The following is a 16,505-nucleotide window of genomic DNA, read 5'->3' as shown; positions in this document are numbered from 1 at the left end:
CCCTGCTTTACATCAGCAGCATGGCTGACTGATAAATGATGTAACCCAACAGAGCCAGACCTACGATGGCTCCTATCCAGAGGAGCGACTTGATGAGGCGGCGCTGAGATTGCGTCTTCTGCTCTTCATTGGTCAGTTGTGGAACCACCTTTTCTTCAGTAGGTTTCTCATCCGTCTTGGTCTGGTCGATGAAGTTGATGGCATTCACCAGGTTTGCATCGTTCTCATTCACCAGGGTTTCATATTTGGCAAACTTCACGAGATCGGCAGTCTGGAAGAGTTCCTTCAGTTCATCAATCATCTTCTGGTCGCCTGCTTCGCGCAAACGTTCGATGATTTCCATACTGGTCATTTCCATCGCATTGAATCCGAAACGGCTCACGATATATTCTCTCAGCGTATTGGTAAGCTGGGTGTAGTAAGCCTTCTGTGTTTCCTGATTCTCAACGTGCTGCTGCTTGATTACGTTGATTTGATTCAGCGCCTTTTCATGAGCCGGAACACGTTTTACGATGCGGATATGGGTGATAATCGGCTTGTTATTCTTTAATCTGTTGCGCAGATAAAGCCATGCGCCACAGAGGATTAACAGCAATAGGCTCAACCAAAACATCGCACTCCATTCGCTCCAAGAGAAAGGATTGTCCTGAACATCCTTAGGCGGATAAAACTGGTTGGGATGAACCGTATCTACGGGCACGGTGAGCACCTTCAGCGCAAGCTGATTGCCATGAAAGTTCTTGCCGTTTACCTTCACATTGAGCGCAGGAATCGCATACACCTTTTCATCAAACGATGTCAGCGTATAGTCGCGGCTCACCACCATGCGGTCGTCGCCAATGTGCGAAGTGTCGCCTTTACTCTGCTCAACCACTTCCACTCCCGGCGTAATTTGCTGCTGCGGCTTGAAAGATGGCAATTCTACCTTATCGCCCTGCTTTACCGAAGCCTTCAGATGCAGCACAGTCTGCTGTCCTATCAGTATCTGCAGCGAGTCGATGCGTTGCTCTACCTGCTGGGCTTGAGCTAAGCCTGAGCACCCCAGGAGAGCGAGCGACAATATGATATTCTTTACTTTAAACATAGTTTCTTTACTTTGAGCTTTGAACTTTCGGTTTCCAAGCCATAGAGCAATGTGTTTCAGATAACTGAGCATCATCAGCCTCTCTGCTTGAAAAGCAACAGGAGCGCCTTCGAGAAGTCCTCGTTAGTGGCAATCGAAGTCCAGTCGACCTTGCTTTTGGCAAAGTCGGTTTTCAGATTCTCCTGCTGCATCAGCCATTGCTGGGTATGAGCCATTCGCAGTTTCTTCGAACTTGTATCAATATACATTTCGTGTCCGGTTTCTGCGTCCATCACCTTGAGCAGTCCTACATCCGGCAGCACCTTGGCACGCGGGTCGTAAACCTGAATGGCTACTACATCATGCTTCTGGTTGGCAATCTGCAGCTGATGCTGGAAATCCTTATGATCGTAGAAGTCGCTGATTACGAAAGCTGTGCAGTGGCGTTTCATCACGCGGGTGAAATATTCCAGGGCGCAACCGATGTCGGTACGCTGGCTTTGCGGCTGGAAGTTGAGCATTTCTCTGATGATATAGAGAATATGCTTTCTTCCTTTCTTAGGCGGAATGTACTTCTCGATACGGTCAGAGAAGAAGATGACACCTATCTTGTCATTGTTCTGAATGGCACTGAAGGCGAGTGTGGCAGCAATCTCAGTAGCCAGATCGCGCTTCATCTGCTTCATCGTACCGAAATCGAGCGACCCGCTGACGTCTACGAGCAGCATCACCGTCAGTTCCCTTTCCTCTTCAAACACCTTGACATAAGGCTTATGAAAGCGGGCGGTCACGTTCCAGTCGATGTCTCTCACATCATCGCCATACTGATATTCACGCACCTCGGCAAAGGCCATTCCCCTACCCTTGAAGGCAGAATGATACTGACCTGCGAAGATGTTCTGACTCAGTCCGCGAGTCTTGATTTCTATCTTCCGAACCTTTTTTAAGATATCTTGTGTATCCAAAATCCTAAACTATTAACTATAAACTATCAACTGTTAACTATAAACTGTTAACTATAAACTGTTAACGATCAAGGCACTTCCACCTTATTAATGATGCGGCTTACGATTTCCTCGCTTGTCACATTGCTTGCCTCAGCCTCGTAAGAAAGGCCGATACGATGGCGCATTACGTCATGGGCTACAGCTCTTACATCCTCTGGAATCACATAGCCGCGATGCTTGATAAATGCATAGGCTCTGGCTGCCTTGGCAAGAGAGATGCTGGCACGAGGACTGCCGCCGAAGGTAATCATGTCTTTCAGCTCGCCCAGTCCGTAGCGCTCAGGATAACGTGAAGCAAAGACGATATCGGCAATATACTGCTCAATCTTCTCATCGAGATAAACCTCGTTTACAATCTTGCGGGCCTTCAGAATCTCCTCGGCAGATGTTACAGGTGTAACCTCAGGAAGTCCGCCCTGGATATTCTCACGGATGATGAGCTTCTCCTCTTCCAGTGTAGGATAATCGATGATTACCTTCAGCAGGAAACGGTCTACCTGTGCTTCAGGCAACTGATAGGTTCCTTCCTGCTCGATAGGGTTCTGTGTAGCCATTACCAGGAACGGACTAGGCAGTTTGAAGGTTTCATCGCCAATGGTAACCTGATGTTCCTGCATGGCTTCGAGCAGCGCACTCTGCACCTTGGCTGGGGCACGGTTAATCTCATCTGCCAAGACGAAATTGGCGAAGACAGGACCGCGCTTTACATGAAAAGCCTCGTCTTTCTGTGAATAAATCTGAGTACCCACCACATCGGCAGGCAACAGGTCAGGAGTAAACTGAATGCGGCTATAGTCGGAGCTGATAAGCTGTGACAATGTCTTGATTGCAAGTGTCTTCGCCAGACCAGGTACACCCTCAAGCAGGATATGACCATCAGAGAGAAGACCGATAAGAAGGCAATCTACGAGGTGTTTCTGACCTACGATTACCTTATTCATGCCCATTACCAGGTTGGTAACAAACTGACTTTGTTGTTCTATCCGGATATTCAATTCGCGGATATCAATAGCTTCTGCCATAATTCTATATTTTTACGTTTAATTTCTTAATTCAAACAATATATTTCCAAAACTAAACGCAAAAGTACTCAAATTAAGCCACAAAAGCGAAAAAACCTATCTAAATAATATTAAAAATGTTTCATAAAAGCTATTTTTAGGTTCTTTTAAAGAATAGCTTTTATGAAACAAACGAGATTTCAAATATTTTATCTGTTTTTATGCTTCATGTACCAAGGATGAACCAGAAAATTGTACACCAGCAACGATACGATTGTAAAAAGAAGCGCATAGTGTAACATCCCTGATTCAATCATATTATATACAGGATGATCTACGTCAAAATGCGCTCTCGCAGGAAGATTATGGAACAGGAATCCGAGACCGAGTCCCAAGCTCAATCCCAATTCCCAAGCCAGGAAGAATGAGTTCACGCTCGTGCCGCGCTGGCAATGTTTGGCAAGCTTGATATAGAAGAGCAGAAAACGGCTTCCGATGATTCCCAAGCTGAAACCCAGCAAGGTTGGAACCACGATTTCTACAGCAAACTCCTGACTTCCGAACGAAATCAATTCAGCAGAAGCCAACAATATCAGACCTACGATTATCTGACTCTTCAGATCTGCATCAGCAAAGACAAACTTTTCTGCCAGAAACGCCAAGACCAATCCTCCGAAAATCATCAGAAAGTTACCAGTAGAATGAGGCACAGAAAAGTATAATCCCGCAGAAAAAGTAATCAGGATGATGTTGATAAACAGTGGAGTTCCCTGTGGCAGATAGAAGCGGTCGAGGCTGAAAGCCTTAATTCCTTCGGCAGGTGCCTTAAAAGGAAACTTGGCGCGAGAAACCAGCACGAAGGCTCCCAAAGCCAGCAACGAAGCCGTAGGGAAAACATAGGCCATGCCGAAATAGTTGTAAACAAAATATGCCACCAAGGGGCCTATGGCTATCGAAAAGCGGGCAAACCAGGAGGTAATGTAATTAGCCTCGGTGCGCTGGAACGACTCGCAGGAATCAATAACCAGCGTACTGGCAAGCGACATCTGAGCCAGCCCCAGAAATGCTCCCAACAGGAAACGGACCGCCAGGAGAATCTCAAAAGGAAACCTGATGTTCCAGAACGTATCCAGATAGTAAAGAACCGAAAGGCAAACAACCACACCTAAAATGGAAAGCTGACAGACCATATTCCTGCGGTAGCGCTGCACCAGATAAGAGCAGAAGCCGCCAAACAGAAACAGTCCAAATCCGTATGCAAGAAGCACACACCCTATCTGCCACATCTGATACTTCTCCTGAATCAGGAAATAAGGAATGGCAAAAACGAGCATGTACACACTCGACATCAGCAAGAGGTTGGCAAAGCATAACCGCCAGAAGTCCTTGTGCCACAGCTTGATATGTACTGGTGTATTTTGTGTATCCATTATTCTAAACTCTTTTATGAATCTATCGTATTTATACTCTCTTACACTTCGGTAAAAAGAGAGTTAATGTTAATAACTCTCTTCAGCGCTAGGATAATCTACGGTCTTCACCGCATCAATATAAGCCTTCACACCCTTGGTCATTTCCTCGCCTACCTGAGCAAAGTGGCGCAGGAACTTAGGCTTGAAACCCTGTGTCATTCCAAGTGCATCAGCATAAACCAGCACCTGTCCGTCGCAGCCGTTACCAGCACCGATTCCAATCGTTACAGCCTTCACCTTCTTGCTTACTTCAGCAGCGAGCTTAGCAGGAACCTTCTCCAGTACGATGGCAAAGCAGCCTGCTTCGTCCAGCGCAATGGCGTCGCTGATAAGCTTCTGTGCCTCAGCCTCTTCCTTGGCACGAATGCCATAACCGCCAAACTTGTTCACGCTCTGCGGGGTAAGTCCGAGATGACCATGAACCGGGATTCCGGCATTAACCAGCGCCTTAACCGTGTCGCAGATTTCTACGCCGCCTTCCAGTTTCAGAGCATCTACACCCGTCTCCTTCATCATGCGGCAAGCATTGCGCAGCGCCTCTTCCTTGCTGACCTGATAGCTGCCGAAAGGCATGTCGCAAACCACGAAAGCATGCTGGCAGGCACGGGCCACGCTGCGGGCGTGATAAATCATCTGGTCTACGGTAATCGGCAATGTGTCTGCATTTCCTGCCATCACATTGCTGGCCGAATCACCTATTAATATAGAGTCAATTCCTGCAGCATCTATAATTCCGGCTGTTGTAAAGTCGTATGCTGTCAGCATGGTTACTTTCTCGCCAGCCTTCTTCATTTCTGCGAAGGTCTTGGTGGTAATTTTCTTCTTGTCAGTAGATAAATATCCCATTTTTTTATTTTGATTTATTTATTGTTCTGCGTTGAATCTATTTCGCATCCTCCACGATGCGCTGCAAATCAGCAAATCCGAAACCTCTGTAATCATCTATTACATAGTCGGATAGCGGCTCTATGGCTTCTCTGCTGTTCGTTGTGGCAAGACCTAAGGTAAAGGCTCCTGAGGCTCTCACCGCCTTCAGTCCGTTGAAGCTGTCTTCCAGTCCTACACAGTCCTCCGGTTCTACACCGAAATAGGCTGCACCTTTCAGATAGCAGTCTGGATGAGGCTTGCTTTCGGCGAAATCCTCGCTGGTCAGCACGCGGTCGAAATAAGCCTTGAATTCCGGGTGACGGTCGTAGACATTCAGCATCTTCTGAATGTTGCTGCTCGTTACCACAGCGCATTTTACGCCATGCTGCTTCAAGTCGCTGATGAAGTCTTCGAACCCTGCAATATATTCATACTGCATGGTCTTTTCAAACTCATCCAGTCGGGCTGTAATCTTAGCCTGTTCCTCCTTTGCGCCTGTAAAACCTTCGATGTGGGCGAAGACGGCTTCATCAGTGAAATACTTGTCGTAAATCTGAACCAGAGTCTGTCCTTTGATGCGATATTCGAAATCGGGCATTTCCGGATGATACTCCCTGCCTATCATTCCCCAAAAGATGGAGTACTGTGATTCTGTATCGAAAACCACGCCATCCAGATCGAAGAGTGCTGCTTTTATCATATTTTCTTGTCTGTTTTTATCTATTTTTGCTTAAATTATATTGAAAACGGGTGCAAAGTTACGCAAAAAACTTAATATACGAGCATAATCTGACAGATTTTGATGTTTTTATTACGTGTTTTCCGATTTTTTACACTACCTTTGCAGAAAAATAACAGAAAATCAGTAGAAATAAAGAAGAATACATATAATTATATGATAGAAATAATAGAGAAATACTTCCCGAACCTCACGGAAGAGCAGAAAAAGCAGTTCGAGGCACTCGATGCATTATACCGCGACTGGAACAGCAAGATCAATGTCATCAGCCGCAAGGACATCGATAATCTGTACGAGCACCACGTGCTCCATTCTCTGGCAATAGCCAAGGCCATCCATTTCCGTCCGGGCACGGAGATTCTCGATTTCGGCTGCGGCGGAGGTTTCCCGGGCATTCCGCTCGCCATCCTTTTCCCTGAATGCAAGTTCAAGCTGATAGATGGAACGGGCAAGAAAATCAGAGTCTGCAACGAGGTGGCTACGGCAATCAATCTGCAGAATCTCAAGGCTGAACATCTGCGCGGAGAAGACGAAAAAGGCAAGTACGATTTCGTGGTAAGCCGTGCGGTAATGCAGCTTCCTGACCTGATGAAGATTATCAAGAAAAACTTTAAGCAGAAGGGGCAAAACGCTCTGCCTAACGGACTTCTGTGTCTGAAGGGCGGTAATCTGAAAGAAGAACTGAAGCAATACTTCAAGATTTCAGAAATCACTCCGCTCAGCACTTTCTTCGATGAAGAATGGTTCAGTCAGGACAAGCAACTGGTTTACGTTCCGGCGTAGTAGAAGTGAAGAGTGAAAAGTAATCATAAAGTTCAAAGTAAGAAATGTTACATATAGAAAGATTTCAAGTAAACATGTTGCAGGAAAACTGCTACGTGGTGAGCGATGAGACCAAGGAATGCGTCATCATCGATTGCGGTGCCTTCTATCCGGAAGAGCGCAAAGCTATTACACAATATATTAAGGAGAACCAGCTCAAGCCCGTTCACCTGCTCGTAACCCATGGACATCTTGACCATAACTTCGGCAACAACACCATCTACCAGGAGTTCGGACTGAAACCTGAAGTATCGGCAGCTGATGAAAACCTGATGAAGGGACTCGCCAAGCAGGCAGAAACCTTCTATCAGATGCAGCTCGATTACCAGTTTCCGCCTATTGGCAGATTCTTCGAAGATGAAGAGGTCATCAAGTTCGGCAACCACGAGTTCCAGGTCATCGCCACTCCGGGCCACAGCAGCGGTTCCGTCACCTTCTATTGCGAGGCAGAGCACGTAGCCTTCACCGGCGACACCCTCTTCCACAACTCTATCGGCAGAACCGATTTCCCTGGAGGCAGCATGTTCCGCATCATCAACAGCCTGCGCCATCTCGGTCAGTTGCCTGACGAAACCCAGGTTCTACCGGGTCATGGCGAATACACCAGCATAGGCGAAGAGCTCGCTCACAACCCATATATGGACCGCTAGAACAAGCGTCTTTTTAAAAAGTCAGGAGATTTATTTGTGATGATCAAGAAATCGAATACAGAGAAGATTATTCTCGGCATTGACCCCGGAACCAACGTGATGGGCTATGGCGTAATCCGCATCATCGGCAACAAGGCAGAACTGGTGGTGATGGGCGTCATCGACATGCGCAAAGAGAGCGATCCCTATCTCCGGCTGGGCAAGATCTTCGACCGCGTAACCGGCATCATCGACAGCTATCTGCCCGACGAGATGGCCATAGAAGCTCCCTTCTTCGGCAAGAACGTGCAGTCGATGCTCAAGCTGGGCAGGGCGCAGGGAGTAGCCATCGCAGCAGCCATTCATCACAGCGTTCCTATCCACGAATATGCGCCGCTCAAAATCAAGATGGCCATTACCGGACAGGGACAGGCTTCAAAAGAACAGGTGGCGGGAATGCTGCAGCGACTGCTCCATATTCAGCAAGACGAAATGCCGAAGTTCATGGACGCTACCGATGCGCTGGGGGCAGCCTACTGCCACTTTCTGCAGATGAACCGCCCGGAGACCGATGCCAAGCACTACAGCAGCTGGAAAGACTTTGCAACAAAGAATCAGAGTAGAATAAAAAAATAAGAGAGATGCAAAAGATTATTAGCATTAAAAACGGTGTTACCCGTATGCCCGAATGGCGTATGGCAGAACCCGTAAACTTCGAGGCGTGCGATGGTGAACACATCGCTGTCGTAGGTCCGAACGGTGGAGGAAAATCAATGTTTGTCGACATCATCGTAGGTCGCCACCCACTCCTGATGCACGACCCTGATTACGATTTCTCACCTAGTCAGAAAACAATGGTGAGCGACAACATCAAGTATATTACCTTCCGCGACACCTACGGAGGCGATAACGACCGCACTTATTTCCTGCAGCAGCGCTGGAACCAGCTCGAGATAGACGAGAACACGCCTGTCGTAAAAGACAAGCTGGAAGAAGCCTACCAGATGGCTGGTGAAGACACACCGGAGCGCAGAGCCCTGCAGCAGCACATCTACAAACTCTTCCACATGCAGCACCTGATGGACAAATACACCATCCTGCTCTCAAGTGGCGAGCTCCGCAAGTTCAAACTTGCCTCTACCCTCTTCTCAGAGCCTCGCGTGCTCATCATGGACAATCCGTTTATCGGACTCGATGCTGAAACCCGCGACCAGCTCAAGGAACTGCTCAAGACCCTCTCTTCAGAGCGAGCCCTGCAGATTATCCTCGTACTGAGCAAGAGCGATGATATTCCCGACTTCATCACCCACGTGGTAGAAGTGAAGAATATGAAGGTTCTGCCTAAGGTAACCCTCGCCGAATATCTTGCCGGCAGAGAATCCGTGCCTGCCCATGTGCTGAGCCCGGAGCTGGAACAGGCCATCGTAGACCAGCCTTACAGCGACCGCGAATATCATACCCAGGAAGTGGTGAAGATGAACAAGGTGCGCATACAGTATGGCGAGCGAATCATCCTCAATGACCTCGACTGGACCGTGATGAACGGCGAGCGATGGGCTTTGAGCGGACAGAACGGAGCCGGAAAGAGTACGCTCCTCAGTCTGGTCTGTGCCGATAATCCGCAGAGTTACGCCTGCGACATTACCCTCTTCGACAATCCTCGAGGCAGCGGCGAAAGCATCTGGGACATCAAGAAGCACATCGGCTACGTATCGCCTGAGCTTCACCGCTCTTACCAGCGCGACCTGCCAGCCATCCGCATCGTAGCAAGCGGCCTGATGGATTCCGTAGGTCTCTATGTAAAGCCGAAGGAAGAAGATATGGACAAGTGCCGCTTCTGGATGAAAGTATTTGGACTGGAAGGTCTTGAAGACCGTGGTTTCCTGAAGCTCTCCAGCGGCGAACAGCGCCTCGTTCTCCTGGCTCGTGCCTTTGTCAAGGATCCGGAACTGCTGATTCTCGATGAGCCGCTCCACGGACTCGACAACCGCAACCGCCGTCTTGTAAAAGACGTCATCGAAGCCTTCTGTCGCCGCCAGAACAAAACCATGATCATGGTAACGCATTATAAGGAAGAATTGCCAGCGTGCATCGACCACAGCATCTTCCTCATGCGCCACACCAACGATTAAAAAGAATTGATAATTAATAATTTCAGAAAGATGAGATACATAATATTATTATTTGCGCTCACCCTCAGCATAGCTAAGGCAAGCGCCCAGGATGTATTAAACGAGGTGCTCCGCACTTCTGATGCAATCATCAACGACACCACGAAGAGCATGGACGAGCGCCGTACAGCCCTCTTCAAGTTTGACGCAATGACCTACATGCGCAGCAAGATTCTGCCACCGTATGTAATGCTCGACAAGAATCTGAGCAAGGACACCTTGAACATCAAGGTTCGCTATCTCAACGAGCAGGCCTATGCCATGAGCGTTTATATTACGCTCTATCAGAGGCGACTGAAGGAGGCTTCAAACAAGAACAAGCCGCTCGTAACCCAGTTTTTCAAGCAGGCAACCATCGACCACAAGGCATTTAAGGATGCAGATACAGAGTTTACCCTGGCTTATTACAACACCCCGGATGTTCCTACTCCTTTCTGCCTCGACTGCGATTGGGTTTCAACCTTGGCATTTATCCGCAGCATCGACTGGTCAAAGCTTTAAGAACGTTTTCAGTCAGAAAATATATAAAAACAGATTAGCAGCATCCCTTATGCAGGGATGCTGTTTGTCTATAGGATGGTTATCCAGATACTTTCGTCTCGGTCGCGCGCCGCTGTCATGGCGTTGATAAGCCGCTGCAGCCAGATACGGGAGTTCACTACCATGCCCTCGAACTTGTTCTCCCCAACAAGGATGCAGCCTTGCGTATCGTCAGGATAATTGCCTGCATGGATGCGGATGCCCTCGAAATTCGGCACACCCACCAGCAATGGCAGCCAACGCTTGAATCTTGGCGAATACGATATAACCACTGGATAAGTGCCCTCAGGAATGGCAGTATGGTCAGGTATCTTACGCGCCTTCACGCCGCTCTTGCGGCTATAGCGTGCATCCACTTCCTCTGGCTTTAGCTTGATACCCAACAGATTGCGCCAGGTAGGCTCCAAGGTATCACAGAGATATGTATCTTTGGACAGCAGCTGGCTGTCAAAGGTATGAATCAATTTGGACTTGTCGTCTTTCTTCTTGCCCGGCAGCGAGTTACGACTTACGCTTGCATCGGTCAGCAGATAGAGTCTGCCGATGGTATAAGTTCCCTTTTTAGCTATACGCTTTAATACTATTTCCATTTTGTTTGAATGTTAAGTGTTAAACTATTTTGCGTTAAAACATCTCAGGTCGAGTCCGTCAGAACGAAATAATAGCTTCTTAAAACTGAATAACTGAATACTGAACACCTTTCCGCCCTGCTTTCCGTCAGCTCCGTCGGCATTTACTCCCTTCGGAGGGATTTTCTCGATATAATGGCGGTTCACCCAGTTTCTCAGCATCGTCACCGTACCCTTCTTGCCGAAGTCGTTATGCAGACGTACCATTTCAGCCTGTGCATAAGTGAATGTGTCAGGCAATTGCTGCAGCAGGTTGGTAGGTCCTCGCTTGCTCGATTTCTCTCCTACCTCATTAGCCTTGGCTATGCTGGCACCAAAGAAAATCATCTTGCACCACAGGTCGTAGCTCTCGCTCCATCTGATGAACTCTTCTATTTCGGGTTCCCATTTGCAGCCGTTTGCCACGTATAGCACGCAAGCCTTGAGGAAGGCAATAACGTTGCCACGGAAGGAGAGATTCTCGAACACCCTGTTTTGCGACATGCGCGAAAAGTCGGCGTTCTCATCCTTCAACTTTTCTGCCAGGGCGAAAGCCTCAGCACAGTCTATCCTACCCGACGCCTTGCACAGATTCTCTATGTACGGTCTGAGCGCCTCCCTGAAGGCATCGTCATATTCGCCGTATACTGGCATTTCGGCACCGATTTCCCGCTCTGGGATGGTACAGAAGTTGATGCGGCTGATAGGTCCGTCGGTGAGCACCTTTGAGAAATATCGCTGCCCCAGCTGGACGGTGGTCGATGCATTCCAGTTGAACCGGATGGTGATGCGCTCGGTGATACTCGATGTGCCCACGCGGGTCTGGCCGTATGAGTTGCCTGGATCAAAGGCAAGGCACATAATCTTGAACTGCTGGTTGCCCTGTCCCTTGAGGGCGTCGAACTGGTCTATCTCGTTGAGCGTTGTATAGAGGAAATGTTCCTGAGCCTCAGCCGTGCGCATCACGAATGCCGGGTTGGTCATATCGGCGTCTATCTCCTGTATGATGAGGTTTTCCGGACGCTTGCGCTTATCCTTGTTGGCACCCTTGCGTGTCACCTCTTCTTTCCATTCCTTCTCCCGTTGCAGGTTCTCACGGTCGCGCTGTCTGATGTCCTCCATAATCATGTTGATGGGCATCTGCACACAGTTCTTGCCTGCGCCCGTGCCCGCCAGCAGACAGCACATCAGGGTAGCCTCGTGCTCCACATTGTCGATATACTTGAAGGTGGTCTTACAGAGGTGTGTAGCAAGTGGCGGGAAGATGGCGTGTGCCACGGCTGGCTTGTATACGTCCGGTGTCTTCGATAACAGCAGCTCCACGAGTTTTGGGAGATGTTCGGGCATCGGAGGCGGAGTTAATTTATCATCTTCCGCATTGGAATCCGTGCCGCCTTCGGAACCCACAGAACTTGCGGATTTGAATGCCACGGCATCCTTCTGGGATGACTTCTCAGCCTGAGCATTGATGCGGATTACGGCTTGCGACATCGGCTTCGAACTGTCGCCATATTTCGCATAAAAATCGTGGATGAGCTGCTGGCAGTCACGCTCCTGCGAAAAGGCAGGCATCTTCTGCGCCACCACCGCCTTCAGTTCCTCTTCAGGCATCACTCTCGATGCGCCTGCGCTCATGATAGCCAGGAGCGATGAGTGGCGCGAGCCTGGGGTGTTGATGTCTACGTCCTTCAAGCCAGCCGCATTGCGGAAGAGGTCGAAGGCTGCTAGGTTCTTGACGGTTGCCACTGCGACAGCATCCTGATGAGCTCCAGCAGGGCTGAGATGAGCAGCATGAGCAGCATTGCTATCACAAGGTTGGGCAGGCTGAATAGCAGAGCCAGAAGAAACAGCGTGATGGCTGTCAGAGCCCGAAAGTCGATGGTCTTGAACAATTTGTTGAGTGTTGAGTTTTGAATGTTGAATGTTGAGTGGTTTTGGCTGGGTGCCTTGCTGGATTCGTCCGTCGATGGTAAGTCCACGGTCCAGGTAGGCTTGTCTGCGCCTCTTCAGTTCTTCCTGTGGCAGCACTTCGTACCAATGGGGCGAGCGATAGATTTCCGACTCCTTGTCGGTGACGAAGAGCATGCGTTCTGGCGTGATGCAGCTCTCGTCGTAGGGCACGCCCAGCGCCTCGCAATAGGCTCGCTGCGTCTCCTCGATAGTCATGCCGACTGGCATGCGGATGTCGATGTGCAACTTCTTGCGGGCTGAGTACTCCAGGTGCAGCAGGGCTCCATTCCAGATGGTGTCGCTGCAGTTCAACTCCCGTGCCTTCTCTATCGCCTTATCCACATATTCCTTGTCGTCCACGTCGATGGTGGTTTGGAAGAGGAAGCTTTCGGGCACGGCATTTTTCTGCGAGCGTCTGTTGTCTCGGAACTGGTAGTAGTGAGCGCAGCGGAAGGGCAACTGCTTCTTCAGTTCATCGTTACCCCCACGGATGGCAGCTACCAGTTCTGCCATCCAGGGATAAGCGATGGTCTTGTCGTAGACCGAGAGTGGCTGGGAGCTTACGCTCCCCTTATTGCCATTCTTGTACGGATTATATGCTATAATATGTTCCATTTTTTTGAATGTTGAATGTTGAGTGTTGAATGTTGAATTTAATGTTGAATGTTGAGTGTTGAATTTAATGTTGAATGTTGAATTGCCTAACAGTCGCAAAGGCGCTAGCCTAATTCAACATTCAACACTCAACATTCAACATTCTCCTTAAATCCGGCAATCAGTTCCTTGTGCTCTACCTTGAGGTAGCGCAGCATGTCCTGCTTGTCCAGGTCACGGCTGAAGGTATAGTTCACCTGCACCGTGCGCTTGGTGGTGCGCACCACGGCATGCTTGGTCTTGAAGATTTCCTCGAAAAGCTTCTCGCCCGTACGCTCATAAGGCTTGAAGTCGAACTCATCGCCTCCCTTCTCGCCAGAGCATACCATTCTGCCCGGTATCACCTTAGGCTGTTCGCAGATAACCTCGGTATCGTTCCATGGCGCCTTGCGGAAGGCGATGGTACCGTTTTCCTCACTGATGATGGCTCCGTCCACCTTCTGGGCGTTGAGGAGCTGCTTCTTTGCTGCTTGTTTCATAATCGTAATAACTTGTTTAAAAGATGAATAATGTCAGTTGATTCTCATATCGTTGATATACAGGCCGTCGGCAGCATATCGGATGTCCATCGGCTTGTCTAGAGGGTAATAACAGACTCTTTTCATCATGACACATTCATAACACCAACATCTGTCCTCGTCCTCCATCACAGGCTGGATAAAATCCTTGACCCACTTGTAAAACAACTTACGCTCAGGATCTTTCGAACAGCCTATGGTCATATCTCTCACCACCTGAGAATCTACGAATATCATACTTCTCCAAGCTATTTTACTTTTTTGTTTCACCTTGTCAGCATTGCCAAAGAATTCACCGAAAAACAAACGTTGTTTATAAGCCTTCGGAACTTTTTTTGTTTCCGCTTCCACATATATTTCTACCACTTTCCCCTCCGTATCGGCTAATACTGGGAACAATTTATCTCTGCCAATATCAGTGATGGCAATCAGGTCCTCGATACAAAAGAACAATCCTTCTTCGTTGTTCACCACTCTCAATCCGCCATACTGCGGATGATAAAATACATAAGCATTTTCTGCCATATCAATATATCATATTAAAGGGTTGGACTGCGAGTTATTCGCCAAATTTCAGTTTCAGGAACGGTACCGGATTCCTATAACAAAAAACGCCCGCAACCAGACTTTACTTGTCTGATTACGGGTGCAAAGATAGGGCAAAAACACCTTTGGGAAAAATAGGATAAATAGGATTAATATTTGTCCCATAAAAAAAAATCATCTATGGGCAAAGAATTCAGCCACTTTATCATCCATTTCCTGATTTTTTATGTCCTCACAATGATTGAAGACATTGTTGAACGATTTTATCGTAACATCTCTTCTTATATGACAATCCTCAGTAAGAAATCTATAAATGGCATTGGCACTGACGATGTGCTGCGGTGCCAAGATCCCCCTTCTTCTCCAATATCTGATAAACGCAAATATGGCGATATTCATTGGTGAAGACTTGCTAGCACTGGTAGACATAGAATTTAGGCCATTTAGGGTGAGAAATTCTATAAATAAAGAGGCTTGCTCGGCGGTCGTCTCTTCATCTTTTAAAGAAGATGCTTCATCAGACACAAAAAGGTATTCTTTTTTTCGGCCGATTCTGATACCATTATCCAATGGCTTTCTATTCCTTTGCTCCAGGTATTCATAATAGCCATCCAGAGTGGCGATATAGGCATCAAGCCTAGGAAGTTCAGCTTCAACCAAATGATTGTCTATTCTGTTAAAGGTCTCCAAGAAGCGACGTAATACGAGTACATCATGATAATCTCTTTCCTGCATGGCAACATCTACCAGTAATTGTACGTGTATGCTCATATCCATAGGAGGGAACGCCTCAAATTGTAAGAATACTCAATATACTTGCTGTTGCCATCCAATTGAATGACCACGCAAAAAAGGCCGAATCGCCCATACTTCAGTATCAAGCGCAAGAGCTTGATTATAAATCTCCCCATAATTCGAAATTTATAATAGTTAGCAATAAGTTCTTTGTCGCTCGTTCCTTAGTAGAGGACGTTAGAATTTGTTTGCACTAACAATTTTGCTGGTACAAGCAAATGCCAGGAGAGCTATAAGGGAATACACCCTTAGGGGACAGTTGGTCTCCGATTTCATCATATTTTACTTTCTTTTTTTTAGGTATTTATTTATAGATTAGAATTAGCCTCAAAATGAGTTCGCTAACACATAGTGAGGCGGAAAAACTCACTTATATTTACTTCATAAAAGCCAGCAAGTCCTTTCCCTTATGCATGAGGTTGAGAACCACTGCGGCTTGCATTCCGTAATTTTTCTTATAAACCACATAGGCATGGAGGTGGGCATTGAAGGGTCTTTGGTTATCTGTTGCGCCATTGCCCTTGCACTTATCTATGATACGACGATGGTGGTCCCAAGGAATAAGAAAAAGAAATTTGAAATCGTCCGCAAGCTGCGGACAATTTGCCTGTAATGGTGCATAGAGCTTATAAAAGTAGCCATTGGTGGCACATGACGCTTTGAGGCGATGGCTGTAGAACCGGTCGCAATTTGCGACCAGTTCTCCTTTATCTTGATGTTCTATATTATCTGCCATATTTCTATCTTTATTTTTGAGATCACAAATTGTGACTTTGAACATTACCATATTTAACAGCATTCAAAGGTAGTGCTTTTAGCCTTTAAGCCACTATTGCACAACCCTTTTTTTTGAAAAGAACGTAAAATTAATAGTTTTATTGCGGTGATTGTCGTTTTATTAACTCACCAGCTTACACTCTCGTTAACACACACTAATTCTTGTAGAACCATAATAAAAAACTCCCCATAGAGTTTACTTTTGAATAGAATTTACGTAAATGACAAGATTTTTTGCCTGATTGACAAATATAGAATCTCCTTTTGCTTCATAAGAAAATAATGTATTATTATCCAAAAGTTTATCCTTACTAATCACAACAATTCTAACCAAAGGAATCCCTAA

17 protein-coding genes are annotated in these 16,505 nt (G+C 47.3%); 5 read left to right on the top strand and 12 right to left on the bottom strand.

Going from position 1 to position 16,505, the window contains the following annotated elements; translation table 11 throughout:
- Nucleotides 1-7 precede the first annotated feature (7 nt).
- The 6 genes from NNC77_RS11140 to NNC77_RS11115 all read right to left on the bottom strand — a co-directional run bounded on the left by NNC77_RS11140 (nt 8) and on the right by NNC77_RS11115 (nt 6,110).
- Nucleotides 8-1,084 carry a BatD family protein gene (locus NNC77_RS11140; protein ID WP_254971023.1) on the bottom strand — a complete coding sequence of 359 codons (1,077 nt, stop codon included), beginning with the start codon at nt 1,082-1,084 and terminating at the stop codon, nt 8-10.
- A gap of 74 nt (nt 1,085-1,158) precedes the next feature.
- Nucleotides 1,159-2,028, bottom strand: a complete 870-nt coding sequence (locus NNC77_RS11135) for a DUF58 domain-containing protein (RefSeq protein WP_254971022.1) — start codon at nt 2,026-2,028, stop codon at nt 1,159-1,161.
- A 68-nt stretch (nt 2,029-2,096) separates the two neighbouring features.
- Complete coding sequence (locus NNC77_RS11130; protein ID WP_117586534.1) at nt 2,097-3,092, bottom strand: AAA family ATPase; 996 nt, start codon at nt 3,090-3,092, stop codon at nt 2,097-2,099.
- A 188-nt stretch (nt 3,093-3,280) separates the two neighbouring features.
- Entirely contained in the window at nt 3,281-4,501 is a 1,221-nt protein-coding gene (locus NNC77_RS11125; RefSeq protein WP_254971016.1) for an MFS transporter, read from the bottom strand.
- Nucleotides 4,502-4,570: 69 nt separating this feature from the next.
- Complete coding sequence (panB, locus tag NNC77_RS11120; protein ID WP_117694810.1) at nt 4,571-5,389, bottom strand: 3-methyl-2-oxobutanoate hydroxymethyltransferase; 819 nt, start codon at nt 5,387-5,389, stop codon at nt 4,571-4,573.
- Between the two features lie 37 nt (nt 5,390-5,426).
- Entirely contained in the window at nt 5,427-6,110 is a 684-nt protein-coding gene (locus tag NNC77_RS11115) for an HAD family hydrolase (protein WP_254971013.1), read from the bottom strand.
- 195 nt (nt 6,111-6,305) lie between these two features.
- Between NNC77_RS11115 and rsmG the strand changes: the two genes are divergently transcribed.
- Genes rsmG through NNC77_RS11090 form a run of 5 tightly spaced genes read left to right on the top strand, consistent with a single transcriptional unit; the run spans nt 6,306 to nt 10,272 of the window.
- Nucleotides 6,306-6,932, top strand: a complete 627-nt coding sequence (gene rsmG / locus NNC77_RS11110) for a 16S rRNA (guanine(527)-N(7))-methyltransferase RsmG (protein WP_040552760.1) — start codon at nt 6,306-6,308, stop codon at nt 6,930-6,932.
- 44 nt (nt 6,933-6,976) lie between these two features.
- Nucleotides 6,977-7,621 carry an MBL fold metallo-hydrolase gene (locus NNC77_RS11105; RefSeq protein ID WP_118080403.1) on the top strand — a complete coding sequence of 215 codons (645 nt, stop codon included), beginning with the start codon at nt 6,977-6,979 and terminating at the stop codon, nt 7,619-7,621.
- Nucleotides 7,622-7,660: 39 nt separating this feature from the next.
- Complete coding sequence (ruvC, locus tag NNC77_RS11100) at nt 7,661-8,236, top strand: crossover junction endodeoxyribonuclease RuvC (RefSeq protein ID WP_006846693.1); 576 nt, start codon at nt 7,661-7,663, stop codon at nt 8,234-8,236.
- A gap of 5 nt (nt 8,237-8,241) precedes the next feature.
- A complete protein-coding gene (locus tag NNC77_RS11095) occupies nt 8,242-9,732 on the top strand; it encodes an ATP-binding cassette domain-containing protein (RefSeq protein ID WP_254971011.1) in 1,491 nt (496 codons plus the stop codon).
- Between the two features lie 30 nt (nt 9,733-9,762).
- Entirely contained in the window at nt 9,763-10,272 is a 510-nt protein-coding gene (locus NNC77_RS11090) for a hypothetical protein (protein WP_119229470.1), read from the top strand.
- A gap of 68 nt (nt 10,273-10,340) precedes the next feature.
- On the opposite strand, the gene NNC77_RS11085 is transcribed toward NNC77_RS11090, so the two are convergent.
- The 6 genes from NNC77_RS11085 to NNC77_RS11060 all read right to left on the bottom strand — a co-directional run bounded on the left by NNC77_RS11085 (nt 10,341) and on the right by NNC77_RS11060 (nt 16,118).
- A complete protein-coding gene (locus tag NNC77_RS11085) occupies nt 10,341-10,901 on the bottom strand; it encodes a DUF5675 family protein (protein ID WP_254971009.1) in 561 nt (186 codons plus the stop codon).
- Between the two features lie 24 nt (nt 10,902-10,925).
- On the bottom strand, nt 10,926-13,484 hold the full coding sequence (locus tag NNC77_RS11080) for a hypothetical protein (protein ID WP_254971008.1): 2,559 nt from the start codon (nt 13,482-13,484) through the stop codon (nt 10,926-10,928).
- 128 nt (nt 13,485-13,612) lie between these two features.
- Nucleotides 13,613-14,002, bottom strand: a complete 390-nt coding sequence (locus tag NNC77_RS11075; protein WP_118064139.1) for a hypothetical protein — start codon at nt 14,000-14,002, stop codon at nt 13,613-13,615.
- Between the two features lie 33 nt (nt 14,003-14,035).
- Entirely contained in the window at nt 14,036-14,566 is a 531-nt protein-coding gene (locus NNC77_RS11070; protein WP_254971006.1) for a hypothetical protein, read from the bottom strand.
- Nucleotides 14,567-14,761: 195 nt separating this feature from the next.
- Complete coding sequence (locus NNC77_RS11065; RefSeq protein ID WP_254971005.1) at nt 14,762-15,358, bottom strand: hypothetical protein; 597 nt, start codon at nt 15,356-15,358, stop codon at nt 14,762-14,764.
- Between the two features lie 400 nt (nt 15,359-15,758).
- Nucleotides 15,759-16,118 (bottom strand): hypothetical protein, encoded by a 360-nt coding sequence (locus NNC77_RS11060; protein WP_147350889.1) that lies wholly within the window; start codon nt 16,116-16,118, stop codon nt 15,759-15,761.
- Nucleotides 16,119-16,505: the final 387 nt, after the last annotated feature.

The organism is Segatella copri (assembly GCF_024330485.1).
GTDB lineage: Bacteria > Bacteroidota > Bacteroidia > Bacteroidales > Bacteroidaceae > Prevotella > Prevotella copri_L.
The sequence above is the reverse complement of the archived record's forward strand: the minus strand, read 5'-3'. Positions and strand labels throughout refer to the sequence as shown.

What these genes read in the sequence shown, in the direction of transcription:
- NNC77_RS11060 (WP_147350889.1), bottom strand. Translation starts at nt 16,118, where the DNA reads ATGGCAGATAATATAGAACATCAAGATAAAGGAGAACTGGTCGCAAAT.
- NNC77_RS11080 (WP_254971008.1), bottom strand. Translation starts at nt 13,484, where the DNA reads ATGGAACATATTATAGCATATAATCCGTACAAGAATGGCAATAAGGGG.
- NNC77_RS11075 (WP_118064139.1), bottom strand. Translation starts at nt 14,002, where the DNA reads ATGAAACAAGCAGCAAAGAAGCAGCTCCTCAACGCCCAGAAGGTGGAC.
- NNC77_RS11090 (WP_119229470.1), top strand. Translation starts at nt 9,763, where the DNA reads ATGAGATACATAATATTATTATTTGCGCTCACCCTCAGCATAGCTAAG.
- ruvC (WP_006846693.1), top strand. Translation starts at nt 7,661, where the DNA reads ATGATCAAGAAATCGAATACAGAGAAGATTATTCTCGGCATTGACCCC.
- NNC77_RS11070 (WP_254971006.1), bottom strand. Translation starts at nt 14,566, where the DNA reads ATGGCAGAAAATGCTTATGTATTTTATCATCCGCAGTATGGCGGATTG.
- NNC77_RS11125 (WP_254971016.1), bottom strand. Translation starts at nt 4,501, where the DNA reads ATGGATACACAAAATACACCAGTACATATCAAGCTGTGGCACAAGGAC.
- panB (WP_117694810.1), bottom strand. Translation starts at nt 5,389, where the DNA reads ATGGGATATTTATCTACTGACAAGAAGAAAATTACCACCAAGACCTTC.
- NNC77_RS11140 (WP_254971023.1), bottom strand. Translation starts at nt 1,084, where the DNA reads ATGTTTAAAGTAAAGAATATCATATTGTCGCTCGCTCTCCTGGGGTGC.
- NNC77_RS11085 (WP_254971009.1), bottom strand. Translation starts at nt 10,901, where the DNA reads ATGGAAATAGTATTAAAGCGTATAGCTAAAAAGGGAACTTATACCATC.
- NNC77_RS11105 (WP_118080403.1), top strand. Translation starts at nt 6,977, where the DNA reads ATGTTACATATAGAAAGATTTCAAGTAAACATGTTGCAGGAAAACTGC.
- NNC77_RS11095 (WP_254971011.1), top strand. Translation starts at nt 8,242, where the DNA reads ATGCAAAAGATTATTAGCATTAAAAACGGTGTTACCCGTATGCCCGAA.
- NNC77_RS11115 (WP_254971013.1), bottom strand. Translation starts at nt 6,110, where the DNA reads ATGATAAAAGCAGCACTCTTCGATCTGGATGGCGTGGTTTTCGATACA.
- NNC77_RS11130 (WP_117586534.1), bottom strand. Translation starts at nt 3,092, where the DNA reads ATGGCAGAAGCTATTGATATCCGCGAATTGAATATCCGGATAGAACAA.
- rsmG (WP_040552760.1), top strand. Translation starts at nt 6,306, where the DNA reads ATGATAGAAATAATAGAGAAATACTTCCCGAACCTCACGGAAGAGCAG.
- NNC77_RS11065 (WP_254971005.1), bottom strand. Translation starts at nt 15,358, where the DNA reads ATGAGCATACACGTACAATTACTGGTAGATGTTGCCATGCAGGAAAGA.